Genomic DNA, 21107 nt, shown 5'->3' with positions numbered 1-21107 from the left:
CCTCTCTCCCGCGCTCCCTCCCGACCCGCGCTCCCTCCCGAGAAGCCAATTACGCACCCTGTGCGCCCGAAAAAGGTGCGCCTTTGCGGTTTCGGCGGGTGTTGAGGCGGGCCGGCTCTGCTCTGGGCGGCTCTGCTCCGGGCAGGATCTTGCCCCGGGCGGCCCGGCCCCGGGCAGGCTGGGCGCATGAGCGAAACCCCCAAGCCCACGGTATTCACCGAAGCATTCCGGCGCGAACTCGCTGAGCGGCGCATCCTCGTGCTCGACGGTGCCCTCGACGATGACAACGGCGCCCTCCTCACCACACAACTCATTACCCTCTCTGCGGCGGATCCAGAGGCCGAGATCAGCCTGTGGATTCATTCCCCAGGCGGCTCAGTGCCCGCGATGCTCGCGATCCGCGACGTCATGCGTCTCATCCCGAACGACGTCGCCACGCTCGCCCTCGGAATCGCGTACAGCGCGGGCCAGTTCCTCCTCACCGCGGGGACCCCGGGCAAGCGCCGGGCGCTGCCGCACGCCCGGATTCTCATGCACCAGGGGTCCGCGGGGATTGGCGGCTCAACCGTTGACGTGGCCCTGCAGGCCGGCGACCTCCGTCACACTCGCGACACACTCCTTCGGCTTACCAGCGCAGACACGGGCCAGCCTGTCGCGAAGATCTTCGAGGATTCGCTGCACGACCACTGGTACTCCGCCAAGGAAGCCCGTGACTACGGCTTCATCGACGCCATCGTCACGAGCTTTGCCGAGCTGATTCCCGAAAAGGACCCGAAATGAGCCAGAGCTACACGATCCCGAGCGTCGTCTCCCAGACGCCCCGCGGCGACCGCATCATGGACGTCTACTCCCACTTGCTCACCGAGCGCATCATCTACTTGGGGACGCCGATCGACGCGGGAGTCGCGAACACGATCATCGCCCAGCTCCTGTTTCTGGAGTCCGTGAGTCGCGAGACCGAGATCCAGCTCACCATCAACTGCGAGGGCGGTGATCCGAGCGCCATGCTCGCGATCTATGACACCATGCAATACATCCGCCCCGCGGTGGCGACCACGTGCGTGGGACAGGCCATCGGCGCCGGAGCGGTGCTGCTCGCGGCGGGGAATCCAGGAAAGCGGCTCACGCTCCCCCATACACGAGTGATCCTGCACCAACCGAGCACCCAGGGCCGACGCGGCACGATTCCCGAACTCATCCTGCACGCGGACGAGGCAGTGCGCGTGCGAGCGGAACTCGAGGACGTCCTGGCGCGCCACTCGGGACAGAGCGTCGAAACGCTACGCCGAGACACCGATCACGACCGGGTATTCACCGCCGCCGAGGCGCAGGCCTACGGACTCGTCGACCACGTTGTCGCCCGGCGGTAACGATGCCGGACGCTCCACCCAGAACGGCGACACGGTTCGAGGCTACGCGGCAAGCAGGAACGCCGCCGGGGCCGGAGGGTTCGCCGCGGTTGACAGCGACGGAATCCGATTCGATGCCTGGTCCGGCAGCCGCGCTGGCAGCCGCGCTGGCATCGACACCGTCTCGAGCGATTCAAGCGTGTCGCCGATCCCCCGCATCAGCTCTCCAAGCGACAGGCCCAGCGCGCCAGCCACGGCAGCGATCATCTCGCTTGACGGGTCCTTGACCCCGCGTTCAATCTCGGAGAGGTACTGCGGCGAGATTCCCGCTCGGGCGGCGGTCTCCCCCAGGGTTTCCTCCCGCTGCCGACGTTGCGTACGGAGCGCCGCACCGAGCATGTGGCGCCAGAGCGGCGCGGGGGTGAACGCTCCGGGTCGTGGAGTCTGCGGTGAACCAGCCATATTTGATGCTACTCAGCGCAGCCGGCGGCGATCACGGCCCTCCGCTCTCAGCAGAAGCGAAGACGGATCGCGGTGGGCTACAGCTCGGGTGCCATCACCGCGCGCCACTTCTCGGCGAGCGAGTCGATCGTCTCATGTGCGTTCAGACCGCTCGGCTGTGGCACCACCCAGAGCGGAACACCGTCGGGCCAATCGAGGATTTCAGTGGTGTTCTGTTCCCCGAGCACTGCCTTCGGCGCGGAAAACGCAACGCGGTAGGCCGTGATTCCCGCGATGGCCACCCGTTCTGGCCGCAGCCGCGCGACGAGGCGAACCAGCCTTGCAGCACCCTCTCGCAGCTCCGCGCGATCGAGTTCGTCAGCGCGGACTGTCGCGCGGCCAACAAGGTTTGTGATCCCGATCCCCTGTTCGGCAAGGTGAGCTTCATCGGCGGGGGCAAGACCACGTGAGGCGTCAACCTGCCAGGCAGTGAGCCCAGCCCGGAAAAGCGCGGGCCAAAACCGGTTACCGGGCCGCGCGAACGGCGCATTCACGGCGGCGGTCCAGATGCCCGGGTTCACCCCGACAACAAGCAACCGCAGCCGCGGTCCATCCGACCCCGGGAGCACGTCGTCGAGCGCGTCCGTGGGGACACCATCAAATCGCGTGAGGTCCTCGCGAGTCGGTTTCCGCCCCCCGAGCGGCGAGCGGCGCGCACCGTCGGCGCCTGCAGATTCCCCATCCCGCTCCCGTGCGCTGTTCTCGTTGCCTGCCACACCCTCAATGCTATGCCCACGGCTCGATTTCGGAGCGTTGGCGACTGCCCGCTACGGTAATACGCATGGAGCCTGTGGAGTTCACGTACAAGCGCGGCGAGGCGACGATGGTCTGCAATGACTTCTCCGGACCAGAGCTGCGCACATTTGTCCTGATTCACGGCATCGGCATGGGGCGGATCGTGTTCACTGAAGTGGCGCAGGTACTTCGGGGTCACGGCCGCGTACTGGTGCCGGATCTCCCTGGTTTCGGCGGCTCCCCAGAGCCCGGCACGGCCGCGACGATCGAGGAAACGGCGGAGCTGATCGCCCACTTCATCGAGGATCGCGCCACAGCACCGGTGACGCTCGTCGGCCACTCGATGGGCACTCAGGTCGTCGCGGAGCTCGCCGCCCGCTCTCCCCACCTCATCGAGACACTTGCGCTGATTGCCCCCACGATTAATCGGCACGAGCGGACCGCGGCGCAGCAGGCCGCACGAATGGTGCAGGATCTGTCGGGTGAGTCCCCGAAAGTGCTGTTCGCTGGGCTCCGCGAGTACGTGCAAACGAGCCCAATCTGGTTCGCCAACAAACTCCGCCTGATGCTCAATCACCATTTGGAAGACGTCTGCCCCAGGATCGAGACGCCCACGCTCGTGCTGCGTGGCGAGACCGACAGGGTGTGCCCGCGCGACTGGGTCCAGGAAGTGACCGACGCACTACCGAACGCTGAGATGCGTGAGATCCCGGATCGCGGCCACGAGGCGATCATCAAGAGCCCGGAACCCGTGGCGTCGATGGTGCTGGATCACGTCGCCCGGCGCGGGCTTCCTCCGAACCCCAGCTGATACCCGAGGATCACCGCGTGGACGCGGTCCCGGAGATCTAGCTTCGCGAAGATCGCGTTGATGTGAGACTTGACTGTGGCCGGGGCGAGGAAGAGCTCAGCACTGATTTCAGCGTTTGAGAGACCCCGCACCACCGCGAGAAACACGTCGCGCTCCCGCGGGCTGAGCGCCGCGAGCCCGGCTGCACCCGCTTTCCCTCCTCCCGTGCCCGCTCCAGCGTCTCCGAGCGTGTACTCGATCAGCCCGGCCGCGAGATCCGGTGCGGCGATGGCGGTTCCCGCCGCGACAGTTCGCACGGCGTCAACGAGCGCCGCGGGGGTGCTGCTTTTCAGCAGGAAGGCGCTCGCCCCGGCCTGGAGGCTCTCGAAGGCGTAGTCGTCGAGCGCAAAGGTGGTGAGTACGATCACGCGTGTTGTTCGGTGACGCTGAGTGAGGTGCCGTGTTGCAGTGATCCCGTCCATGCCGGGCATGCGAACGTCCATGAGCACCACATCGGGCGGATCCGCGGCGACAAGCGCGAGCGCGTCCGTGCCGGTTCCGGCCTCACCAACGACCTCGATCCCGTCATCGGAATCGAGGATTAAGGCGTTCCCAGCGCGCACGAGCGCCTGATCATCCACCACGACAACGCGGATCTTTGGCGGGTCGGTGTCCATCATGCGGGATCCCCTTCCCGGGGCAGCAGAACGCGCACGCGCCACCCGTGGCTTGGTCCCGCTGCGGTCCTCGGGATCGGCCCGGACTCAAGCGATCCCCCGAACGCCGCAGCGCGCTCGCGCATGGCCGCGAGCCCAACTCCGGCCCCGAGGCTCGGGCGCGTGCCATTGGTCTCCTGAGCGCTGCCGCGCCCATTGTCGACAACCGTCACGGTCACCTGCTCCGAAGATTGCACCACGCTCACTTCCACGAGCGTGGCCCCGCGTGCGTAGCGCAGTGCGTTTGTCAGCGATTCCTGCACGATCCGATACACAGTGGTCCGGAGCGCTGGATCCGATCCGACAGCAGCTGCCGTGTCACTGCCCTCCGTCAGATGCACGGGGAGCCCCGCGGCCCGAAACACTTCAGTCAGCTCCCCCAGGTCGGGGACGTTGTGGCCAGACCTCTCCAACTGGTGGTCGAGCTCGGTATCCGAGGTGCGGAGCACCCGCAGGATCCGCTGCATTTCCTGCAGCGTCTGCGCCCCCACGGTTCCAAGCTGGTCGAGCGCCTGCCGCGCCCGTTCCGGGTGCTTCTCCCATCCGGCGGACGCACCGCCGGCGAGCGCCACCATCACCGTGACCGAGTGTGCGACGACGTCGTGCATCTCCGCGGTGATGCGGGAACGTTCGGCCGCGGCGGCGCGATCCTCCCGCGCGGCGACGAGCACGGCGAGCGCCTCGCGGCGCGCTCGGCTCGCGCGCACGGCCACCCCGATCGCGATCGCCGCGAGCACGGTCGGTTGCAGTGGGAGGATCGGCAAACGCTCGCGGAGACCGAGCAGCACCATGCACCCCGTCGCCGCCAACACCACGGCCTCACTCACGAAAAAGCCGAGGACCGCGGTGCGCAGGCGGCGCTCGGTCGCGAGTGCGTAGAGGCCAAAGCAGCGCTCCCACAGCGCGGGCGCGACTGCGAGCGCGGCGACAGGGTTTATCGACCCGAGGAACACAATGATGAGGAGCACCGTCATCGGGTGCGATCGACGCCACCACAGGGCAACGCCGACACCGGCGGCGCACACCCACCCCAGCCACGCGTGCGGGAGCGGATTCAGTATCAGCACGAGCAGCGTGGGAACGGTACATGCGAGCATCACGAAGACGTCGGCGATGCGTGGCCGATCCGCGAACCACTGCTGCCACGCGGCTCGCGGCAACACCGGTTCCGACTCCCGCGGTGCGCGGGGTATCTGGGTCTCGTTTCCCGTCTGCGCCGCTGTCACCGTTTCATTCTGTCACCGTCGCCCCGGAGGCGACCACCACCCAGGGGTGGATATTGCGGGGCGAAGAACCAGGTTCCACCCCTGGGTGGTGGTCGCCGCCCTGCCCTGTTTCTTAGCCTGGGCACACCAGCCCCCGAACCTGAGAGAAACGGAGTCGAGATGCATTCTCCCCCGAGCCCGTCAACGCCACCCGTCCCCTCGCACGCTGGAAACGCCGCTGGGGCCTCCTGGCTCCTCCGCGCCGAGAACATCGCGAAGTCTTTCGGCCCGACGATCGCCCTCGCGCGCGCCGACTTCGCCGTGGCCCCGGGCGAATCCGTGGCGATCATGGGTCCGAGCGGCTCCGGCAAGTCGACGCTGCTCCTGGTACTCTCCGGCATTCTCACGGCGGACACCGGGACCGTGATCCTGCGCAGGCCGGACGCTGACGGATTCGATGATCTCGCGGGGCTCGGCGACACCCAGCGGTCAGCGTTTCGGCTGCACCGCTTTGGCTTCGTGTTCCAGCAGGGCATGCTGATTCCCGAACTCACCGCCACCGAAAACGTGATGCTGCCGCTGCTGCTGGCTGGGATTCCGCGCCGGATCGCTGAGCCGCGCGCGGATCTCGAACTGCAGCAGCTCGGGCTCGACGAACTCGGCGGGCGGCGCATAGGCCAGCTCTCCGGCGGTCAGGCGCAGCGCGTCGCGGTTGCCCGGGCGCTGGTGACCCGACCGAGCATCGTGTTCGCGGACGAGCCCACCGGTGCGCTCGACTCGCACACCGCTGCAGAAGTGCTCGACACGCTCCTTCGTGCGGGCAAGGGATCCCAACGCGCGGTCGTGCTCGTCACCCACTCGGAGGAGATTGCGGCGCGTTGCGACCGGATCGTGCGGGTGCGGGACGGCCGGATTGAGGATGCAGCGTGAGCGCCGTGTGGCTACTGATCCGGCCGGGCCGCGGATCCGGGTCAGTGTTCGCACTGCAGCTGATCGCCGCAGTACTCACCACCGTGCTCACCTTCGCGGTGGCGATGCTGGCCCGCGCCCTGTGGCGAGTACCGTCAAGCGAGATCGCATACCAGGTGCTCGCCGTGGCAATTGTCCTGGTGTTGTTCGTCCCGCTGTTCACCCTGGGCACCGCCACGGCGCGGCTCGCGGCGCGCAGCCGCGACGAGCGCCTTGCGACGCTGCGCCTCCTCGGAGCCACCGCCGCGCGCGTGCGCCGGATGGCGGTCGCGGAGGTCACCGCAACGGCAGCGCTCGGCGTGCTCGCGGGAACGGGACTGTCGGCGTTATTGCCGCTGGCGCTCGGACCACTGCCGCTGCGGGGCGCACCGATGATGGCCGAGGCGCTGTGGTTGCCCTGGTGGGCCTGGGCCGCCCTTCCTCCACTCCTGGGAGCTGTGGCCGGAGGAAGCGCTTTCCTCGGGCTGCGCCAGGTCATCCTTTCCCCGCTCGGGGTGCGCACGCGGCCTGAGGCCCCGCGGCTGAGCTGGGGTCGGGTTGCCGTGGCAGGGGCCGTGGTGGCCGCCGCCGTGCTCGTGATGCAGTTCATGTCGCCCGGGTGGGGGCTCATCGTGATCGTCGGGGCGCTCGGCCTCGTGGTCCTCGCGGTCATGGCGGTGTTCGCGGCAGTGGGACCGTTCGCGGCCGCGCTGCGGGCAAGGCGGCTCGCCCGCCGCGCCGCCGACGCCCCACAACTCATCGCGGCGCGAGGGGTGCAGGACGATCCTCGGACGGCCTGGCGCGGTGTCTCGGCGCTCGCACTCGCCACGTTTGTGGCGATCCCGGCGGGGTCGCTGCTCGGCTACCTCGACACGATCGTCCGGAGCCAGAGCCGCGAGATCATGACGCCTGACCAACTCTTCCTGTTCGCGGATGCACGCACGTACCTCCTCGCCCTCGTCGCGCTCGCGTTCCTCGTGGTCGCCTGCCAGGTCGCGCTGACCCAGGCCGCGGAGGTGTTCGAGCGGCGGGAGCTTACCCAGGCGCTCGACCACATCGGGATGCCGCGTCGGGCGCTCGGCCGCGCCCGGGCACTGCGCGTCATGATCCCGGCCCGCCTCGCGGTTATTGGGTCTGCGCTCGCGGCGGCTGCGCTCGCGTTCCCGCTTGTCGGGATCGCGCTCGCTGTTGCCCCGTGGTTCCTCGTCGCGACCGCCGCCGTCCTCGGATTGGGGCTCGTCCTCGTGCGCGCGGGGGTGAGCGCCACGTCCCCGCTGCTGCGGCACGAGCTCGCAGCACCGGACCGCGGGAAGTAATCCCGTCGCTCGTCATGCGACTAGGCGGCGACGACGAACCGTTCCCGCAGCGCGGTGAGTTGGTGGCCGCTCAGGCCGAGCCCGTCCCGGGCATAGTCTTCGATCGTGCCGTATCGCGCGCGCATCTCCGCGAGTCCCGCGTCGAAATAGCTGTCGCGCACTTCGAGGATCGGTCGCAGCAGCGAAGCTTCGACACCCTGCGCCTCGAGCGCCGCAATCATGGGTGCGAGCACCGGGGCCAGTTCAACGTTTGTCTGCAGGTAGTCGGCGCGGACTGTCGCCTCATCGGCGCCGCAGAGCAGCAGGAACGCGGTCGCCGCCCACCCGGTCCGGTCTTTCCCCGTGGTGCAGTGGAACAGCGCAGCTCCGGTGCGCGCCGGGTCGAGAAGTTCGAGGAACAACGCGCGATACGCCGCGAGTGCCGAGCTCGAACTCACAAATGCGCGGTTCGCGTCCTCCAGGTACCGCTCCGCGGCCCCGCCACCCAGCACGTCCTGCAGTCGATCCGGGTGTGCGATGAGCTCAGGGATCTGCGCCGCGACGTTGTCGGGGGCGTCGGCGACGACGTCGAGCCACACCGTGCGGGTACCGGGCGGGAGCTGATCCTCCGCGCCGTCCCGTTCCGCCGCCGTGCGCAGGTCAAACACCGTGGTGATCCCGAGCTCCGCAAACGTGGCCTGATCCACCGGATCAAGTTTCGCAAGCGAGGCCGAGCGGAAGAGCTGGCCCCGTCGAATCATCCCGCCCGCGACGGGGATTCCTCCCAGTTCACGCATATTCGGTGCGCTCGCCAGCGGGATCCGGCGCTCGGTTTCAGGTATGGGTGCTCGGGTCATCAGGGGCTCCTCAGTGCATGCTCGTCAACTGCGGCCACGGCGTCACGTCGCTGTGTCACGCCGAGCTTGCGGTAAATGGATCGGATATGGGTCTTGACCGTGGGGTACGCGACCCCAAGGTCAACGGCGATCTCCTCCGCGGTCATCGGGGTCCGGAGGTAGGCGAACACCTCACGTTCGCGCGTGGTCAGACGAAGCGCTGCCCCGTCGTGTGTGCTGCGCCGCGTGAGCACCGCTTGGAGAAATTCGGGGTGTCGGCTCCCCCACCGCGCGTGCGCGTTGACGAGATCCGCGAGCACCGGGTCAGCGGCGAGGAACGGCGCGAGCACGCGTTCAGAAGCCGCGGTGGCCAGCGCCTGTTCGAGGAGGGCGTGCGCTTCCGACCCCTGGCCGGATTCGGCACCGAGGGCCGCCGCAGTGACGAGGACGCTGGCCTGCGCGTAGCGCGGCAGGCCAGCCGCCTGGGCAAGTTGGATCGCCTGCCGGGCGGCCGCGGGCTCACCGAGGACGCGGAACAGTTCCGCGAGGAGCGCATGGGCCACGGCCGCACCGGGACGGTCGAGCGCCGGGCCTGCGATGCGGATCGCCTCGGCCCGCTCTCCGTGTGCGGCGGCAAGCCAGGCGGCAGTCACCCGCCGGAGCGTATCCCACGGCACCCCGTGCTTGTCGTCCGTGCTCACGCCACGCAACAGTTGCCCGGCGGTCAGATACCGCTCCGTGCGTCGCACGGTCACCACGCACATCACGAGATAGAGGCGCGCGAGCGCTTCGAAGTTCGTGCCGGGTCCGCGCACATCGATCACGCCGTCGAGGTGCTGCAGCGCAGTATCGAAGTCGCCCCGCCAGAAGGCAATGCAGCCGCGATTCGCGCCGGGTGAGCCGCCTTCGAAGCGCTCCCAGTCGCTGCGGGCTTCGGTCTCTGGAAGCTGCGCGAGGAGCGCCTCGGCCGCCGCGAACTCTCCAGCGTGGGTCAGCGCGAACGCGAGGTTCGACTGCGCCAGGCGGAGCAGTTCGGGGCGCCCGTGCAGGCGTGCTTCGTCACACGCGGAGCGCAGGAGCGCCGTTGCCCGCGCAAAATCTCGCCGCAGGCGCACTTCCGCGAAGCCGAGCAGAAACAGCGCCGCCGGGTAGTCGTCGTCCGGCCCACACTCCGCAAGCGCCAGGTGCGCGCGATCCGCTGCCTGCGCTTTGGCTCTGGCGTCGGGGGCGAGGAGCAACTCAGCGAAGCACCGCAGGAAGTCATCGGACGCACCACGCAGTCCTTGCGCCCGCAAGAATGCTGCACCATAGTGATCCCCCTGCAGATCCCGGCAGCACGCGCGGATGAGCAGCGTGTTGGGGTCGCCCGGGGTGCCCTCGGTGGCGCAGAGGGCTTCAAGCTCGGCCGTACGCGATTCAAGGATCAGGCGAAGCCAGTACGTGCGCAACGCACTCCGAGCCGCGCCCTCGTCCCCCGTGGCGAGTGCCCGCCGCACCGCATCGATCACGCTCCCAGAATACGCGAGCGCGCGGGTGACGCCAGCGATCCGGCACCCGGTCTCATCCGCTCCGGATGAGACCGGGCAAGTTCCGTCCCCGGGATCGGCAGAATCGGCCCTATGTTCCTCACCTCACCGCGGCCCTCGCTCCGCCTCTCTCCCGGACACTCCGCATGATCGGCACCGCCATCGGTGAGGCGCTCCCGCTCGCGCTCGGCATCGCGCTCAGCCCGACACCGATCATTGCGGTGATCCTGATGCTTCTCGGTCCCACCGCACGCCGCACCGCACCGGGCTTTCTCCTGGGCTGGGTGCTCGGCGTTCTCATCACCACGGGACTCTGCGTGCTGCTCGCGGGATTCCTGCCCCCACACTCGGACGCCGGCGGCACGAACATCCTGCGCGCGATCGTCCAGTTCGCGCTCGCTGCGTTGTTCCTGTGGCTTGCACTGCGGCAGTGGCGGGGACGCCCGGGGCCGGACGAGGACCCCGAGCTCCCCCGGTGGATGGCCGCGCTGGATAATTTCGGAGCGTTCAAAGCCTGCGGGCTGGGGCTCGCGCTGTCCGCACTCAACCCGAAGAATCTCGTCATCGCGGCAAGTGCGGGCTTCGTGATCGGCGGCGCGGGCTTGCCCGCGGCCGATGCCGGGCTCGTGACCGGAATCTTCGTGCTCTGCGCGGCCGTAACCGTGGCGGTTCCGGTCGTCGCGTATCTCTGCGCGTCAGACCAGCTGCGCGCACCGCTCGAGTCCACCCGCGTGTGGCTCGTGCGCGAGACCCACACAGTCATGACCGTGCTCCTGGCATTCCTCGCCGTCCTCATGCTGGGGAAGGGAATCGGCAGCCTGTAGCCAATCCCCACCCACGGAAACCACACCCACCCATCAGAAAGGTGTCGCCTATGACCCCCACCCTCGTCAACGTCCAGAACTTCTCGCGCGCAGAATCGGACCTCATGTTCGCGCGGCTCGCCGCTGGCCACGGGCTCGGCGCGTGGAACCACACGTACGAGTTGAAACCGCTGGATGACCAGCCCATCATCCGGCAGAACCGCGACACCCTGTACAGCAGTGCGATCGTCGACGTGCGCGAGGGAGTCACGGTCACCCTGCCGGATACTGGGAACCGGTACATCTCAGTCTGGGTGATCAACCAGGACCACTTCGGCCCGACGATCCTGCGCGAGCCGGGTGATCATCAGCTCACCCGAGAGCTTGTGGGTACGGACTACGCCGCACTCATTGTGCGCATTCTTGTCGACCCCAATAGTCCCGAGGACGTCACCGCGGTCAACGCACTCCAGGATGCACTCGCGCTCACGGGCGGCGGAACCGGCGCGTTCCCACTCCCCGAATACGACACAGCGTCTCAGACCGAGACCCGCGATGCGATCCTCACGCTCGCGCGCGGGGTCAGCAAGTACGACAACTCCTTCGGAACCCGCGAGGAGGTCGACCCGATCATGCACCTCCTCGGCACTGCCTCGGGCTGGGGTGGGCTCCCCGAGGCTGAGGCCACCTACATCAGCGTGAACGAGGGGCTTCCGGTGGGCGAGTACCGACTCACGCTGCGCGATGTCCCGGTGTCTGCATTCTGGTCGGTGTCGCTTTACAACGCAGACGGCTACTTCGAGGAGAACACGCTGGGTGTGAACAGCATCAACAGTCTGACCGCGGAGCCTGACGCGGACGGCGGGGTCACCGTACGGTTTGGCACCGAGCTTTCCGGCGTGCCCAATGCCCTCCCGATCATGCCGGGCTGGAACTACGTGCTGCGCCTGTATCGGCCTGACGCGAGCGTGCTCGACGGGAGCTGGATCGCACCGCGACCCGAGGCGCTGTAGCTCAATTCGGGGGTACGGCAGGCTGGCCGGGGGCCGCGGGTGTTGCCCCCGGCCAGCCCGCCGGTCCCCCGGTGATATCCCGCAGGAACTCATCGGTCCGATACGCATCGAGGAGGGAGAGCTGCAGGATGTGCGCATAGATCAGGCTGAGGAGCACTCGGGCCTGTCGTTCCGTTTGACCAACCTCGGGTAGCCCGCCTTCTTCACTGCGCTCGGTCAGCCAGCGGGCACTGTAGCTCCGCAAGAATTCAAACGCACCGCCGTAGACCTCATTCGCGGCGTCGTGCACGCTGGGATTCGTGATCGCTTCCGCCCAGACCTGCACGATGAAGCCCGTCGGGACCTCGGCGCTCGAAATGCGCTCGGTGATTTGCGCGATCAGCTCCGGCGGTGTCGGGAGCACTTCCGCGCCCAAAAGCCCCTCGAGTCCCTGAAACACTCCCCCGACGGTCTGCCGCGCAACATAGGCGATGATCTCGTCTTTCCCCGAGAAATGGGTGTACAGGGCCCCCGCCGACAGCCCAGAAGCGGCGACGATGTTTGCCATCGAAGTGGGATGGATCCCTCGCACTGCGAACTCTGCGACGGCCGCGCGCGCGATCTGCTCACGCCGAGACTGGCGCTGGGCCTCCGAGATTTTCGGCACGGCGATCCACCCTTCCGATCCGGTTCTGATTGTCACCGATCGTAGCAAGTTCCCAGATTCCCCTTGACGGAAGCCGCATCAGCGTTTCTACTATAAAGAACGATCATTCGTTTTTATTTGGAGGTTGCATGATGTCACCGAACACGTCTTCAATCCGAGCACGGTCCTCCTGGGGTCGAGTCTGGGGCGTTGCCTGCGGGGCCGCACTCGCACTCGCCCTGCTCTCGCTCGCGTTTGTGTGGCCGTCCGCCGAGAGCGAGATGGACGGCCTCGCCGTGGCCGTCACCGGCGACGCCGACGCGGTCGCCGGCTTCACCCGGGGCGCTGAAGACGGCCTCGGCGAGGTCATCGACATCGTCACCGTCGAGGACCGCGCGGACGCCGTGCGGGGGATCGAGGATCGCAGTTACATCGGCGCCCTGGTCCTCGGAATGGAACCGGAGGTCCTCACCGCACCCGCCGCGGGACAGGTTCCCGCCGCATTCATGAGTCAGATGGCCGGGCAACTCCAGGCCACGATCGACGGCCAGGTGTTCAGCGGGGTCACCGACGGCCTCCGCGCCGCGCTCAGCGGCGTGGCACCCGGCGGCCCACCAAACGGCGCACCCGGAGAGGCGCCAACTGGGCCGCCCGCTGGCGCCCCCTCGGGTCCGCCTCCGGCCGCCCTCCTGGAGCAGATCCCGGACGCACTTCCCGCCGTGCAGATCACCGAGGTTGTGAGCTACTCGGAGGGTGATCCAAACGGCGTGGGGATCACCTCCGCGGGGATTCCGCTGACCGTTGGCACACTGCTCGCGAGCATCCTGATCGCGTTCACCGTGACCGGTCGCTGGCGCCGCATCAGCGCCGTGCTCGCCCTCGGCATCGGTGGCGGCCTGATCCTCGCCCTCATCATGGGCACCTGGCTGGAGGTGCTCCCCGCACCGTTCGGAATCCTGTGGCTCGCACTCGCGATGTCGCTGACGGCCACGAGCTCTCTCTTCGTAGGACTCCACTCGGCGCTCGGCCGCGCGGGGCTCGGCATCGCCGCCGTGCTCACCCTGTTCGCCGCGATGCCGTGGGCCGCCTTCGCAGTGCCGTACCAGTTCCTCCCCGGCGGGCTCGGCGCAATGGGCCAGGGGATGATCCCCGGTGCCACCACGACCCTCACCCGATCGGTCAGCTATTTCCCGGACGCCGCGACCGCCGGCGTGTGGTGGGCGCTCATCATCTGGGCCGTGATTGGGCTCGCCTGCTTCTTCGTCCGCCCAGATCGCCTGGCACCGAGCCTCCGACCCCAGACGCCCAGCACCACATCACCCACCCGCAGCTCGGAGGAGACCCATGCCTAACACCCACGCACCCCCGCACGCCCCAGCCGACTCGGCGATACAGTCCCTTGTCGACCAGGCGGCCCGCACCCTGAACATCCGTGACGACACTGTGGCCGTGCTCCGCTCGAACTACCGAGAGACCAGCGTGCAGATCCCCGTGCGCCGTGACGACGGCAGCATGGTCGTCGCGCACGGCCACCGGGTGCAGCACAACGGGGCCCGCGGCCCGTACAAAGGCGGGTTGCGATATCACCCGGACGCCGATCTCACGGAGGTGCGCGCCCTGGCCTCTCTGATGACCTGGAAAACCTCACTTTTGAACCTCCCATTCGGCGGGGCGAAGGGGAGCCTGCAGATCGATCCCGCGCAGTTCTCCCGGCGCGAGCTTGAAGCCCTCACGCGCAGGCTTGCGATCTCACTCAGCCACGTGCTCGGCACGCACCGAGACATTCCCGCACCGGACGTCGGCACCGACGCACGCACGATGGCCTGGTTCATGGACGCGTATAGCAGCCGCCGTGGTTACTCCCCCGCCGTGGTCACAGGCAAACCGATCGAATTGGGCGGGGCGCCGGGACGCACCGCCGCAACGGGACGGGGCCTCGCCTACGTCCTCGGGGCGTTCGCGCAGCGGGAAGGCTGGGACCTGGCGGGCCGCCGGATCGCGATCCAGGGCTTCGGGAACGTGGGTTCCTGGGTAGCACGGGAGCTCCATCTCCTCGGGGCCCACATTGTGGCGGTGAGTGACGCTTTTGGCGGGATACACAGCTCGCGCGGTATTGACGTCGCGGAACTGCTGCGCACCACGAGCAGTGGCGGATCCGTCACCGACACCGACTCCCTGGATGATCGGATCGCGAGCGGCGATGTCTTGACTGTCGACTGTGACATCCTGGTGCCCGCGGCCCTCGGGGGCAGCGTCACCGCGGACGTGGCAGCACGGGTGCAGGCCGAGCTCGTCGTGGAGGGCGCGAATCACCCGGTCACCCCGGATGGCGACGAGGTGCTTCGCGAGCGCGGAATTCCAGTCATACCCGACATCCTCGCGAACGGCGGCGGGGTCACGGGCTCGTACTTCGAGTGGACACAAAACATCCAGCAGTTCACCTGGAGCGAGCAGCAGTTTAGCGAGACGCTTCGAGAGCGGATGACCGCCGCGTTCGCGCAGGTCGCGGAAGTGGCCGAGACGCGCGGGGTGACGCTCCGTGAGGCGGCGTATCTCATCGCTCTGGGCCGAGTCGCACACACCGTGGAACTGCGCGGCTACGTGTAATTCGCGTGCAGGCTTGGCACCGGCCCGCTCGTCGTGCACACTGGTGTGGGGCCGAGCGGGCTGGGGGCGTCATCCCCACGAAAGGCCAGCATGATCCACGCCCCGGTACGCCGCAAGATTCGCGCCGTGTTTACCCAGCTGAGCGCCGGCGACGCCACCCCGATGCTCGCGAGCCTCGCACCCCGCTTCACCTACGTGTTCCACGGCGAGCACGCCTTGGGCGGCGTGCGGAGGCAACACCACACGATGCGGGATTGGTGGGAACGGCTCTTCCGACTCCTCCCCGGCGCACGCTTTACCGTCGAAGACATCCTGGTGAACGGGCCACCGTGGCGCACACGGGTTGCCCTGACCGCGCGGATCGTGGGGGTCCTCCCCGACGGGCGGCGCTATGAAAACCGACTCATGCAGCACATGCGTATGACTTGGGGCCGTGTCACGTGGATCGAAACACTGGAGGATCTGCAAAACCTCCAGCGTGCCCTGCAGGCGGTTGCTGCGGCCGGAAACCCCGAAGCGATCGCACCACCGCTTGAGGACGCGGAGTCGGTCTCTCCGTAGACGCGTTGCTTCGTAAATACGATGTAACGTACTATTGCACCATGCCCCCGAGCACCGAGACCCTCCAAGACCAACTCGACTCACTCACCAAGCGAGTCACTGAGCTGGAATCGCGTGCCGAGTCCGGCTCTCGCGCACCTGCCACGCCTCCCGCCAGCGCCCCGGCACTCGACCCCGAGGCATTTTGGGCCCTTGAGGGCGTCCAGTCACGGCGCACCGATCACCCAAGCACCACTGAGGGCATGGTGATGCTCGTTGGCTCACTCACCCTCCCGGGCGGCGCGCCCGTCGCATGGCAGGAGGGCGCGGGCACCGCGGGCCTCCTCGAATCCGATTGGACTGAGCGCGCTACCGCGTTCGCCGCGCTCGGCCACCCGGTGCGGCTTGAACTGCTCCGCCACATGCTGGGCGGCATCCGCTCCACCGCGGAGCTCGCCGAGATCGACGGGCTCGGCACCACCGGGCAACTCCACCACCATTTGCGCCAACTCGTCGCTGCAGGCTGGGTGCGCCAGAGCGGACGCGGCAGCTACGAAGTCCCGGCGGGCAGGGTTGTGCCACTGCTCACCGCGGTGCTCGGAGCGGAGCGGTGAGCCAGGACGCGCCGCTGCGGCGAGCGCTGCGCACGGGCATGCTCGCGGCCTATCGCGTGCGGAGCTTCGGCTATGCGCTCGTGATTGTGCCGCTCGTACTCATCGCACTCACGAGTACGCTGCCCTGGGGCGACGAGTGGTCCACAGTACGCCGCATGATTGGCTGGGGTGCCATCGTGCTTGGGGCGCTTACTCTGGGCGTCGGCATTGTGGGAGCTCGTCTCCTGCCACGCAGGGAACCCGTCACTGTCACTTCCCCCGTCCAGGGTCGCTGGCTCGCCCTCAACAGCCCCGCGTCCCAGGTTCCCAGCCACGGCGTTCGTGCCTACGGGCAATCTCACGCCATCGACCTTGTGGCGGAGCCCCCGGAGCAACACCGCCCAGTATTCGGCGACGGCCCCCTGATGCGCGCGGCCTCGGAGTACCCCGCACTCGGGGAACCGGTGACCGCGATGCTCGGCGGGACTGTCGTGCGTGCGAGCGGGTGGCGACGGGATCATCGCGCACGCTCCCACGCGGCGAGCCTGGTGTACCTCATGGCCGAGGGGGCAATTCGAGAAATCGGCGGGCCGGGGTTCATCGTGGGCAATCACGTCACGATTCGTGGCGACGACGGCACCTTCGCGCTCGTCGCTCACCTGCAGCGCGGCTCGCTCCGGGTCCGCGTGGGCGACACCGTCACGGCCGGGCAGCACATTGCGGCCTGCGGCAACTCGGGAAACAGTAGCGAGCCGCACGTGCACGCACAGCTCATGGATCGCGCGTCACTGTGGACCGCCCAGGGCGTCCCGATGGCGTTCGCACAGATCGCCCTCGGCGAGGATCCGACCCCCGTGACCGGTCTGCCAGAAAACGGGCAACACATTGTCGCCGCGATCGAAGGGCGCTCCTAGCTCACCCCTTCTGCTCGCCCAATATTGTCTCCTCGACCCCCGCGATCACGGCACGCACTCCCCGCGCAAAGCTTTCCGCCGCGTGGGACCGATCGGCCGCGTCAGCACCGCCGCTGCGGGTTACCGTGCGGGCGCGCACCACAAGGAAGCCTGTCGCGAAAGCGTCGGCGACGCCAAGCACCGCGCGGGCATTTTCGGCTCCGAGCCCCGCTTCAGCAAGGGCGCGCTCTGCGCCGGCGAGATGGGGGGCCACTGCCCCCTCCGCGTAGGGCGCGAGCGCCAAGAGTTCAAATGAGCGCGGGAACCGCTCTGCAAGCGCGCGATATGCATCGAGCACTGCCTCCAGGTGCGCACGCCAGTCATCACGAGTGCGGGTGGTCACGCCGGCCATGTCGAGTGCCGCGATCAGCCGCTCAACAACCGCGTCGAGCAGATCGTCGCGACCGCGCACGTGCGTATACAGCGTCATTGTGCCAGCCCCCAACTCCGAGGCGAGCGAGCGCATCGTGAGCTGATCGATACCGCTTCGCTCGATATGCGCGATCGCCGCATCGGCAACAACCGCACGAGTGAGTTGCCCACGAGGAATCGCATCCGGGGCGGAAGTGCGCTTGTCCGGCACGTCAGCCGGGGGCCGAGCGGGCGATTGTGATGCGGTCATACCTGTAGAGTAGCGGATCGTACAATGTACCGTACACTGTACGAAGTCGCGATGACGCGACCTGATCAAGGAGAACCGTGGATCTACATCACCTGACCGCAACCGAGGCGATTCGCCGCTTCACCGCCCGTGAACTCTCACCCGTCGAGCTCCTCGACGCTGTCGTCGCACGCACCGCCGCGACCGAACCGCAGATCGGGGCGGTCACCGAGGAGATGCTCGACGAGGCCTACGCCGCGGCACGCACCGCCGAAACGCGCTACGCCAGCGGCAACGCCCGCGCACTCGAGGGCGTCCCCCTCATGGTGAAGGAAGAACAGCCCATCGCGGGACGCCTGTCCGAGGAGGGATCGCTCCTTGAGAGCGGCAACGTCGCGCAGATGACCCATCCCATCGTCGACCGCATCTTCGCGGCGGGCGCCGCCGTCCACGGCCGCACCACCACGCCGGAGTTCTGCTGTGCTCCGGTCACCCACTCCGCGCTCTGGGGCGTGACGCGAAACCCGCACAACACCGACATGACGCCTGGCGGGTCGTCCGGCGGGGCCGGTGCCGTACTTGCCGCAGGCTCGACGATCCTCGCCACGGGATCTGACATCGGCGGCTCGATTCGCATCCCCTCCTCCTACTGCGGTGTCGTGGGGTTTAAGCCGCCATTCGCGCGTGTGCCCGGTCTGGCACCCTTCAACAGTGACACCTACTGCGCCGACGGCCCGATGGGCCGCAGCGTCGCCGACGTTGCGCTGCTCCAGAACGTCATCTCTGGCCCGTGGTCGGGCGACCCCGCTTCCCTGCGTCCGCAGCTGCGCGTCAGCGGCGAGGTCACGAGCCTGCGCGGCCTCCGCATCGCCCTCAGCACGACGCTCGGCGGCTACGCGCCGGATCCCGCCGTGATCGCGAACACGCAGAGCTTCGCCTCGGCGCTCCGCGCAGCTGGAGCGATCGTTGAGGAGGTCGATCTCCCGTGGAGCCCCGCGCAGGTACTCGAGATCGCCTGGGCGCACTTCGGTGCCGTGATGGGGCCGTTCATCCAGAGCGTCGGCGAGGGGGATCCGGCGCAGCTGGCACAGCTGATGCCGTACACGCGAGCGTTCATCGAGGCAGCGGGCGGCGCGGGCGAGTACGTGGACGGACTCGTGGCCGAGTCCGCGTTTTCCGAGCCGCTCGGAGCGTTGCTCGAACGCTACGACGCGCTCGTGTGCCCCACGATCGCGAACACAGGCATGGCCGCGGACGCCCCCTGCACGGATAGCGTCGACACGTTCTCCCAGCTCATGACCCTGCCGTTCAACATTGTTGGCCGGGTGCCGGTGCTCGCCGTCCCCTCGGGCCGTGCCCCCAACGGGGTTCCCACGGGCGTGCAAATCGTAGGACGCACCTTCGACGATCAGACAGTGTTCCGGATCGGGGCGGCCGCCGAGGCCGAGCTCGCGCTCTGGACCGCGACAGACTGGTGGCCCGCACTGTAGCTCCCGTGCGGCCCTTCCCCTCATCGATGGGTGAGTTTCCGGGGCTTCCCAGGTACGAAGCCCCGGAAACTCACCCATCGATTGTCGCGGGGCCGCGGCGACAGCTGCCCCGCGACCATGGCGGCGAGCGCCAGGCCGAAGCCCGCGAGCTGGATCGGGGCGAGCGTCTCCCCCACGATGAGCGCCCCAAGGACCGCGGCGACGAGCGGCGAGAGCAGGCCGAGCAGCGCCGTGGCGGTGACGGGCAGGCGCCCGATCCCCGAGAACCAGATCGTGTAGCTGAGGAGCCCACCGACGAGGGCGAGCCAGAGGTACCCGGCAATGGCTAACCCGTCGATCGCCGTCGGCACGCCCTCGAACGCGAGCGTGGGGACGAGGAGTACCATCCCGCCGGCCGCAAGCTGCCATCCGGCAAGCGACATGGCTCCCACACCCTCGGGCCGGCCCCAACGCTTCGTCAGGACAACCCCGAATCCCATGGACACCGCCCCGGCAAGTCCCGCAATGATCCCGACCGCGTCGAGCCCGGCACCAGGCCCGAGCACGACCATCGCAATCCCCGCCACCCCCACGAGCCCCCAAGCGAGACGCCACCGGGAAAGCCGCTCCCCGAGCACCACAATCACGAGGAAGGTGACGATAATCGGCTGGAGCGCCCCGAGCGTTGCCGCGACCCCGCCGGGCAGTCGCTCGGCACTGATAAACAGGAGCGGAAAGAACGCGCCGATGTTCAGCGTGCCGAGCACCGCACTCTTCCACCACCAGGAGCCGCGCGGCAGGCTCCGAGTCAGGAGGATTGCGAGCATGCCGGCAGGGAGGGCCCGCATGAGGGCCGCGAAGAACGGGTGGCCCGGCGGCAGGAGCTCAGTCGTGACGACATAGCTTGTGCCCCAGACTGCGGGCGCGAGCGCGGTGAGGAGCGTGATGCCCACCCGGCTTGTGGGGGCGACAAATGCAGAAGTAATGTTCACGTATTTATCGTGGGACTCGCAGCATGCATGAGTCCAACACATACTTGTCATTTCATCTATCACGAATCAAGATAGATAGCATGGAACTGCAGCAGTTGCGCTACGCCGTCGCCCTCGCCGAGGAGCTGAACTTCACCCGCGCCGCGGCACGGTGCAACGTGGTCCAGTCTGCACTCAGCCACCAAATCAAGGCGCTCGAGGGCGAACTTGGCATTGAGCTCTTCGCGCGCACGAGCCGCCGCGTCGAACTCACCGCGGCGGGCACGGCGTTCGTTCCCGAAGCACGCGCCAGCATCGCCGCAGCCGAGCGCGCAGCATCCGATGCCGCCGCCGCGATCGGCCGCGTGACCGGCACACTCACGGTCGGCGTAATCCCCACCGTCTCCGCAGTCGATGTGCCCGGCGCACTGCGCGCGTTCCGAGGCGCGCACCCCGAAGTGCGACTCGCAGTGCGCGGCGGCGGCAGCGCCCAGTTCGAGGCGGCGATCACGGCAGGCAGGCTCGACGTGGCGTTCCTTGGCCTCCCGCCAGGCCGCGAACCCCGCGGTGTGGCGTGGCGGCACTTGGCCACGGACGCGCTCGTCGCGGTGTTGCCCCGCGAGCACAGGCTCGCGGGGCAACACGAATTGGCGCTGCGCGATCTCGCGGCCGAAACCTTCGCTGATTTCCCCACCGCCACCCCCGCCCGCGCGCAGAGCGACCTCGCGTTCACGGCAGCCGGGATCGAGCGGGACGTCCCGTTCGAGGCGACCGAGGCCGTATTCACACTCGACCTCGTGCGTCACGGGCTCGCGGTCACGCTCCTCCCTTCCCGCGCGGTACCGCCCGATCCCGCACTCGTTTCGATTCCCCTGCGCGGGGGCCCTTCTCGCGACGAGTATGTCGCGTGGAGCTCACTCAACCCGAGCCCCGCCACCCGAGCCTTCCTCGCCTCCATCGCACACCCCACCCCACCTGTGCACCCCGTCACGATCATCGATGGGTGAGTTGTGGGGGGGGGGGGGGGGGGG

At 68.2% G+C, this 21107-nt stretch carries 23 protein-coding genes; 14 read left to right on the top strand and 9 right to left on the bottom strand.

What is annotated here, in order from left to right; translation table 11 throughout:
* Window positions 1–186: 186 nt before the first annotated feature.
* Together FM113_RS16060 and FM113_RS16055 are read left to right on the top strand one after the other, a co-directional pair.
* Window positions 187–780, top strand: a complete 594-nt coding sequence (locus FM113_RS16060) for a ClpP family protease (RefSeq protein ID WP_087015846.1) — start codon at window positions 187–189, stop codon at window positions 778–780.
* Window positions 777–1370, top strand: a complete 594-nt coding sequence (locus FM113_RS16055; protein ID WP_087015845.1) for a ClpP family protease — start codon at window positions 777–779, stop codon at window positions 1368–1370. The genes FM113_RS16060 and FM113_RS16055 overlap by 4 nt, the downstream gene beginning before the upstream one ends.
* A 42-nt stretch (window positions 1371–1412) precedes the next feature.
* Here the strand turns inward: FM113_RS16055 and FM113_RS16050 are convergent, their stop codons facing one another.
* The gene (locus FM113_RS16050; protein ID WP_087015844.1) at window positions 1413–1811 is read right to left on the bottom strand and encodes a helix-turn-helix domain-containing protein; all 399 of its coding nucleotides are present in this window, start codon (window positions 1809–1811) and stop codon (window positions 1413–1415) included.
* Between the two features lie 77 nt (window positions 1812–1888).
* Entirely contained in the window at window positions 1889–2566 is a 678-nt protein-coding gene (locus tag FM113_RS16045) for a mismatch-specific DNA-glycosylase (protein ID WP_087015843.1), read from the bottom strand.
* A 65-nt stretch (window positions 2567–2631) separates the two neighbouring features.
* On the opposite strand from FM113_RS16045, the gene FM113_RS16040 reads away from it, so the two are divergent.
* The gene (locus tag FM113_RS16040; protein ID WP_087015842.1) at window positions 2632–3396 is read left to right on the top strand and encodes an alpha/beta fold hydrolase; all 765 of its coding nucleotides are present in this window, start codon (window positions 2632–2634) and stop codon (window positions 3394–3396) included.
* Here FM113_RS16040 and FM113_RS16035 read toward each other — a convergent pair.
* Window positions 3357–4055 (bottom strand): response regulator transcription factor, encoded by a 699-nt coding sequence (locus tag FM113_RS16035; RefSeq protein ID WP_217896038.1) that lies wholly within the window; start codon window positions 4053–4055, stop codon window positions 3357–3359. The genes FM113_RS16040 and FM113_RS16035 overlap by 40 nt on opposite strands.
* Window positions 4052–5317, bottom strand: a complete 1266-nt coding sequence (locus FM113_RS16030) for a sensor histidine kinase (RefSeq protein ID WP_087015840.1) — start codon at window positions 5315–5317, stop codon at window positions 4052–4054. Before FM113_RS16030 ends, FM113_RS16035 begins: the two co-directional genes overlap by 4 nt.
* A gap of 159 nt (window positions 5318–5476) precedes the next feature.
* Here FM113_RS16030 and FM113_RS16025 point away from each other — a divergent pair, with 159 nt between their 5' ends.
* The gene (locus tag FM113_RS16025) at window positions 5477–6226 is read left to right on the top strand and encodes an ABC transporter ATP-binding protein (protein WP_087015839.1); all 750 of its coding nucleotides are present in this window, start codon (window positions 5477–5479) and stop codon (window positions 6224–6226) included.
* Window positions 6223–7560, top strand: coding sequence for a hypothetical protein (locus FM113_RS16020; RefSeq protein ID WP_087015838.1), 1338 nt, complete (start codon window positions 6223–6225; stop codon window positions 7558–7560). The genes FM113_RS16025 and FM113_RS16020 overlap by 4 nt, the downstream gene beginning before the upstream one ends.
* 20 nt (window positions 7561–7580) lie before the next feature.
* On the opposite strand, the gene FM113_RS16015 is transcribed toward FM113_RS16020, so the two are convergent.
* Together FM113_RS16015 and FM113_RS18530 are read right to left on the bottom strand one after the other, a co-directional pair.
* Window positions 7581–8396 carry a tyrosine-protein phosphatase gene (locus FM113_RS16015; RefSeq protein WP_087015837.1) on the bottom strand — a complete coding sequence of 272 codons (816 nt, stop codon included), beginning with the start codon at window positions 8394–8396 and terminating at the stop codon, window positions 7581–7583.
* Window positions 8396–9883 (bottom strand): LuxR family transcriptional regulator, encoded by a 1488-nt coding sequence (locus FM113_RS18530; protein WP_087015836.1) that lies wholly within the window; start codon window positions 9881–9883, stop codon window positions 8396–8398. The genes FM113_RS16015 and FM113_RS18530 overlap by 1 nt, the downstream gene beginning before the upstream one ends.
* A gap of 164 nt (window positions 9884–10047) precedes the next feature.
* On the opposite strand from FM113_RS18530, the gene FM113_RS16005 reads away from it, so the two are divergent.
* Together FM113_RS16005 and FM113_RS16000 are read left to right on the top strand one after the other, a co-directional pair.
* The gene (locus FM113_RS16005) at window positions 10048–10725 is read left to right on the top strand and encodes a GAP family protein (RefSeq protein ID WP_254909054.1); all 678 of its coding nucleotides are present in this window, start codon (window positions 10048–10050) and stop codon (window positions 10723–10725) included.
* A gap of 50 nt (window positions 10726–10775) precedes the next feature.
* Entirely contained in the window at window positions 10776–11717 is a 942-nt protein-coding gene (locus FM113_RS16000) for a DUF1214 domain-containing protein (RefSeq protein WP_087015835.1), read from the top strand.
* A gap of 1 nt (window position 11718) precedes the next feature.
* On the opposite strand, the gene FM113_RS15995 is transcribed toward FM113_RS16000, so the two are convergent.
* Window positions 11719–12363 (bottom strand): TetR/AcrR family transcriptional regulator, encoded by a 645-nt coding sequence (locus FM113_RS15995; protein WP_176387268.1) that lies wholly within the window; start codon window positions 12361–12363, stop codon window positions 11719–11721.
* Between the two features lie 128 nt (window positions 12364–12491).
* On the opposite strand from FM113_RS15995, the gene FM113_RS15990 reads away from it, so the two are divergent.
* The 5 genes from FM113_RS15990 to FM113_RS15970 all read left to right on the top strand — a co-directional run bounded on the left by FM113_RS15990 (window position 12492) and on the right by FM113_RS15970 (window position 16996).
* A complete protein-coding gene (locus tag FM113_RS15990) occupies window positions 12492–13694 on the top strand; it encodes a hypothetical protein (protein ID WP_087015833.1) in 1203 nt (400 codons plus the stop codon).
* Window positions 13687–14949, top strand: coding sequence for a Glu/Leu/Phe/Val dehydrogenase (locus tag FM113_RS15985; RefSeq protein WP_087015832.1), 1263 nt, complete (start codon window positions 13687–13689; stop codon window positions 14947–14949). Before FM113_RS15990 ends, FM113_RS15985 begins: the two co-directional genes overlap by 8 nt.
* A 90-nt stretch (window positions 14950–15039) precedes the next feature.
* Entirely contained in the window at window positions 15040–15510 is a 471-nt protein-coding gene (locus tag FM113_RS15980; RefSeq protein ID WP_087015831.1) for a nuclear transport factor 2 family protein, read from the top strand.
* Between the two features lie 41 nt (window positions 15511–15551).
* Window positions 15552–16103 (top strand): helix-turn-helix transcriptional regulator, encoded by a 552-nt coding sequence (locus tag FM113_RS15975; protein ID WP_087015830.1) that lies wholly within the window; start codon window positions 15552–15554, stop codon window positions 16101–16103.
* Complete coding sequence (locus FM113_RS15970; RefSeq protein ID WP_254909053.1) at window positions 16100–16996, top strand: M23 family metallopeptidase; 897 nt, start codon at window positions 16100–16102, stop codon at window positions 16994–16996. The genes FM113_RS15975 and FM113_RS15970 overlap by 4 nt, the downstream gene beginning before the upstream one ends.
* A gap of 1 nt (window position 16997) precedes the next feature.
* On the opposite strand, the gene FM113_RS15965 is transcribed toward FM113_RS15970, so the two are convergent.
* Window positions 16998–17657 carry a TetR/AcrR family transcriptional regulator gene (locus FM113_RS15965; RefSeq protein WP_087015829.1) on the bottom strand — a complete coding sequence of 220 codons (660 nt, stop codon included), beginning with the start codon at window positions 17655–17657 and terminating at the stop codon, window positions 16998–17000.
* Window positions 17658–17734: 77 nt separating this feature from the next.
* Here FM113_RS15965 and FM113_RS15960 point away from each other — a divergent pair, with 77 nt between their 5' ends.
* The gene (locus tag FM113_RS15960) at window positions 17735–19126 is read left to right on the top strand and encodes an amidase (RefSeq protein WP_087015828.1); all 1392 of its coding nucleotides are present in this window, start codon (window positions 17735–17737) and stop codon (window positions 19124–19126) included.
* Window positions 19127–19146: 20 nt separating this feature from the next.
* Here FM113_RS15960 and FM113_RS15955 read toward each other — a convergent pair whose 3' ends face one another.
* The gene (locus tag FM113_RS15955) at window positions 19147–20097 is read right to left on the bottom strand and encodes an EamA family transporter (RefSeq protein ID WP_254909052.1); all 951 of its coding nucleotides are present in this window, start codon (window positions 20095–20097) and stop codon (window positions 19147–19149) included.
* Between the two features lie 80 nt (window positions 20098–20177).
* Between FM113_RS15955 and FM113_RS15950 the strand changes: the two genes are divergently transcribed.
* Entirely contained in the window at window positions 20178–21083 is a 906-nt protein-coding gene (locus FM113_RS15950) for a LysR family transcriptional regulator (RefSeq protein ID WP_087015826.1), read from the top strand.
* Window positions 21084–21107: the final 24 nt, after the last annotated feature.

The organism is Leucobacter sp. 7(1) (assembly GCF_900163635.1).
Lineage (GTDB): Bacteria > Actinomycetota > Actinomycetes > Actinomycetales > Microbacteriaceae > Leucobacter.
This window is presented reverse-complemented; position numbering and strand designations above follow the sequence as displayed.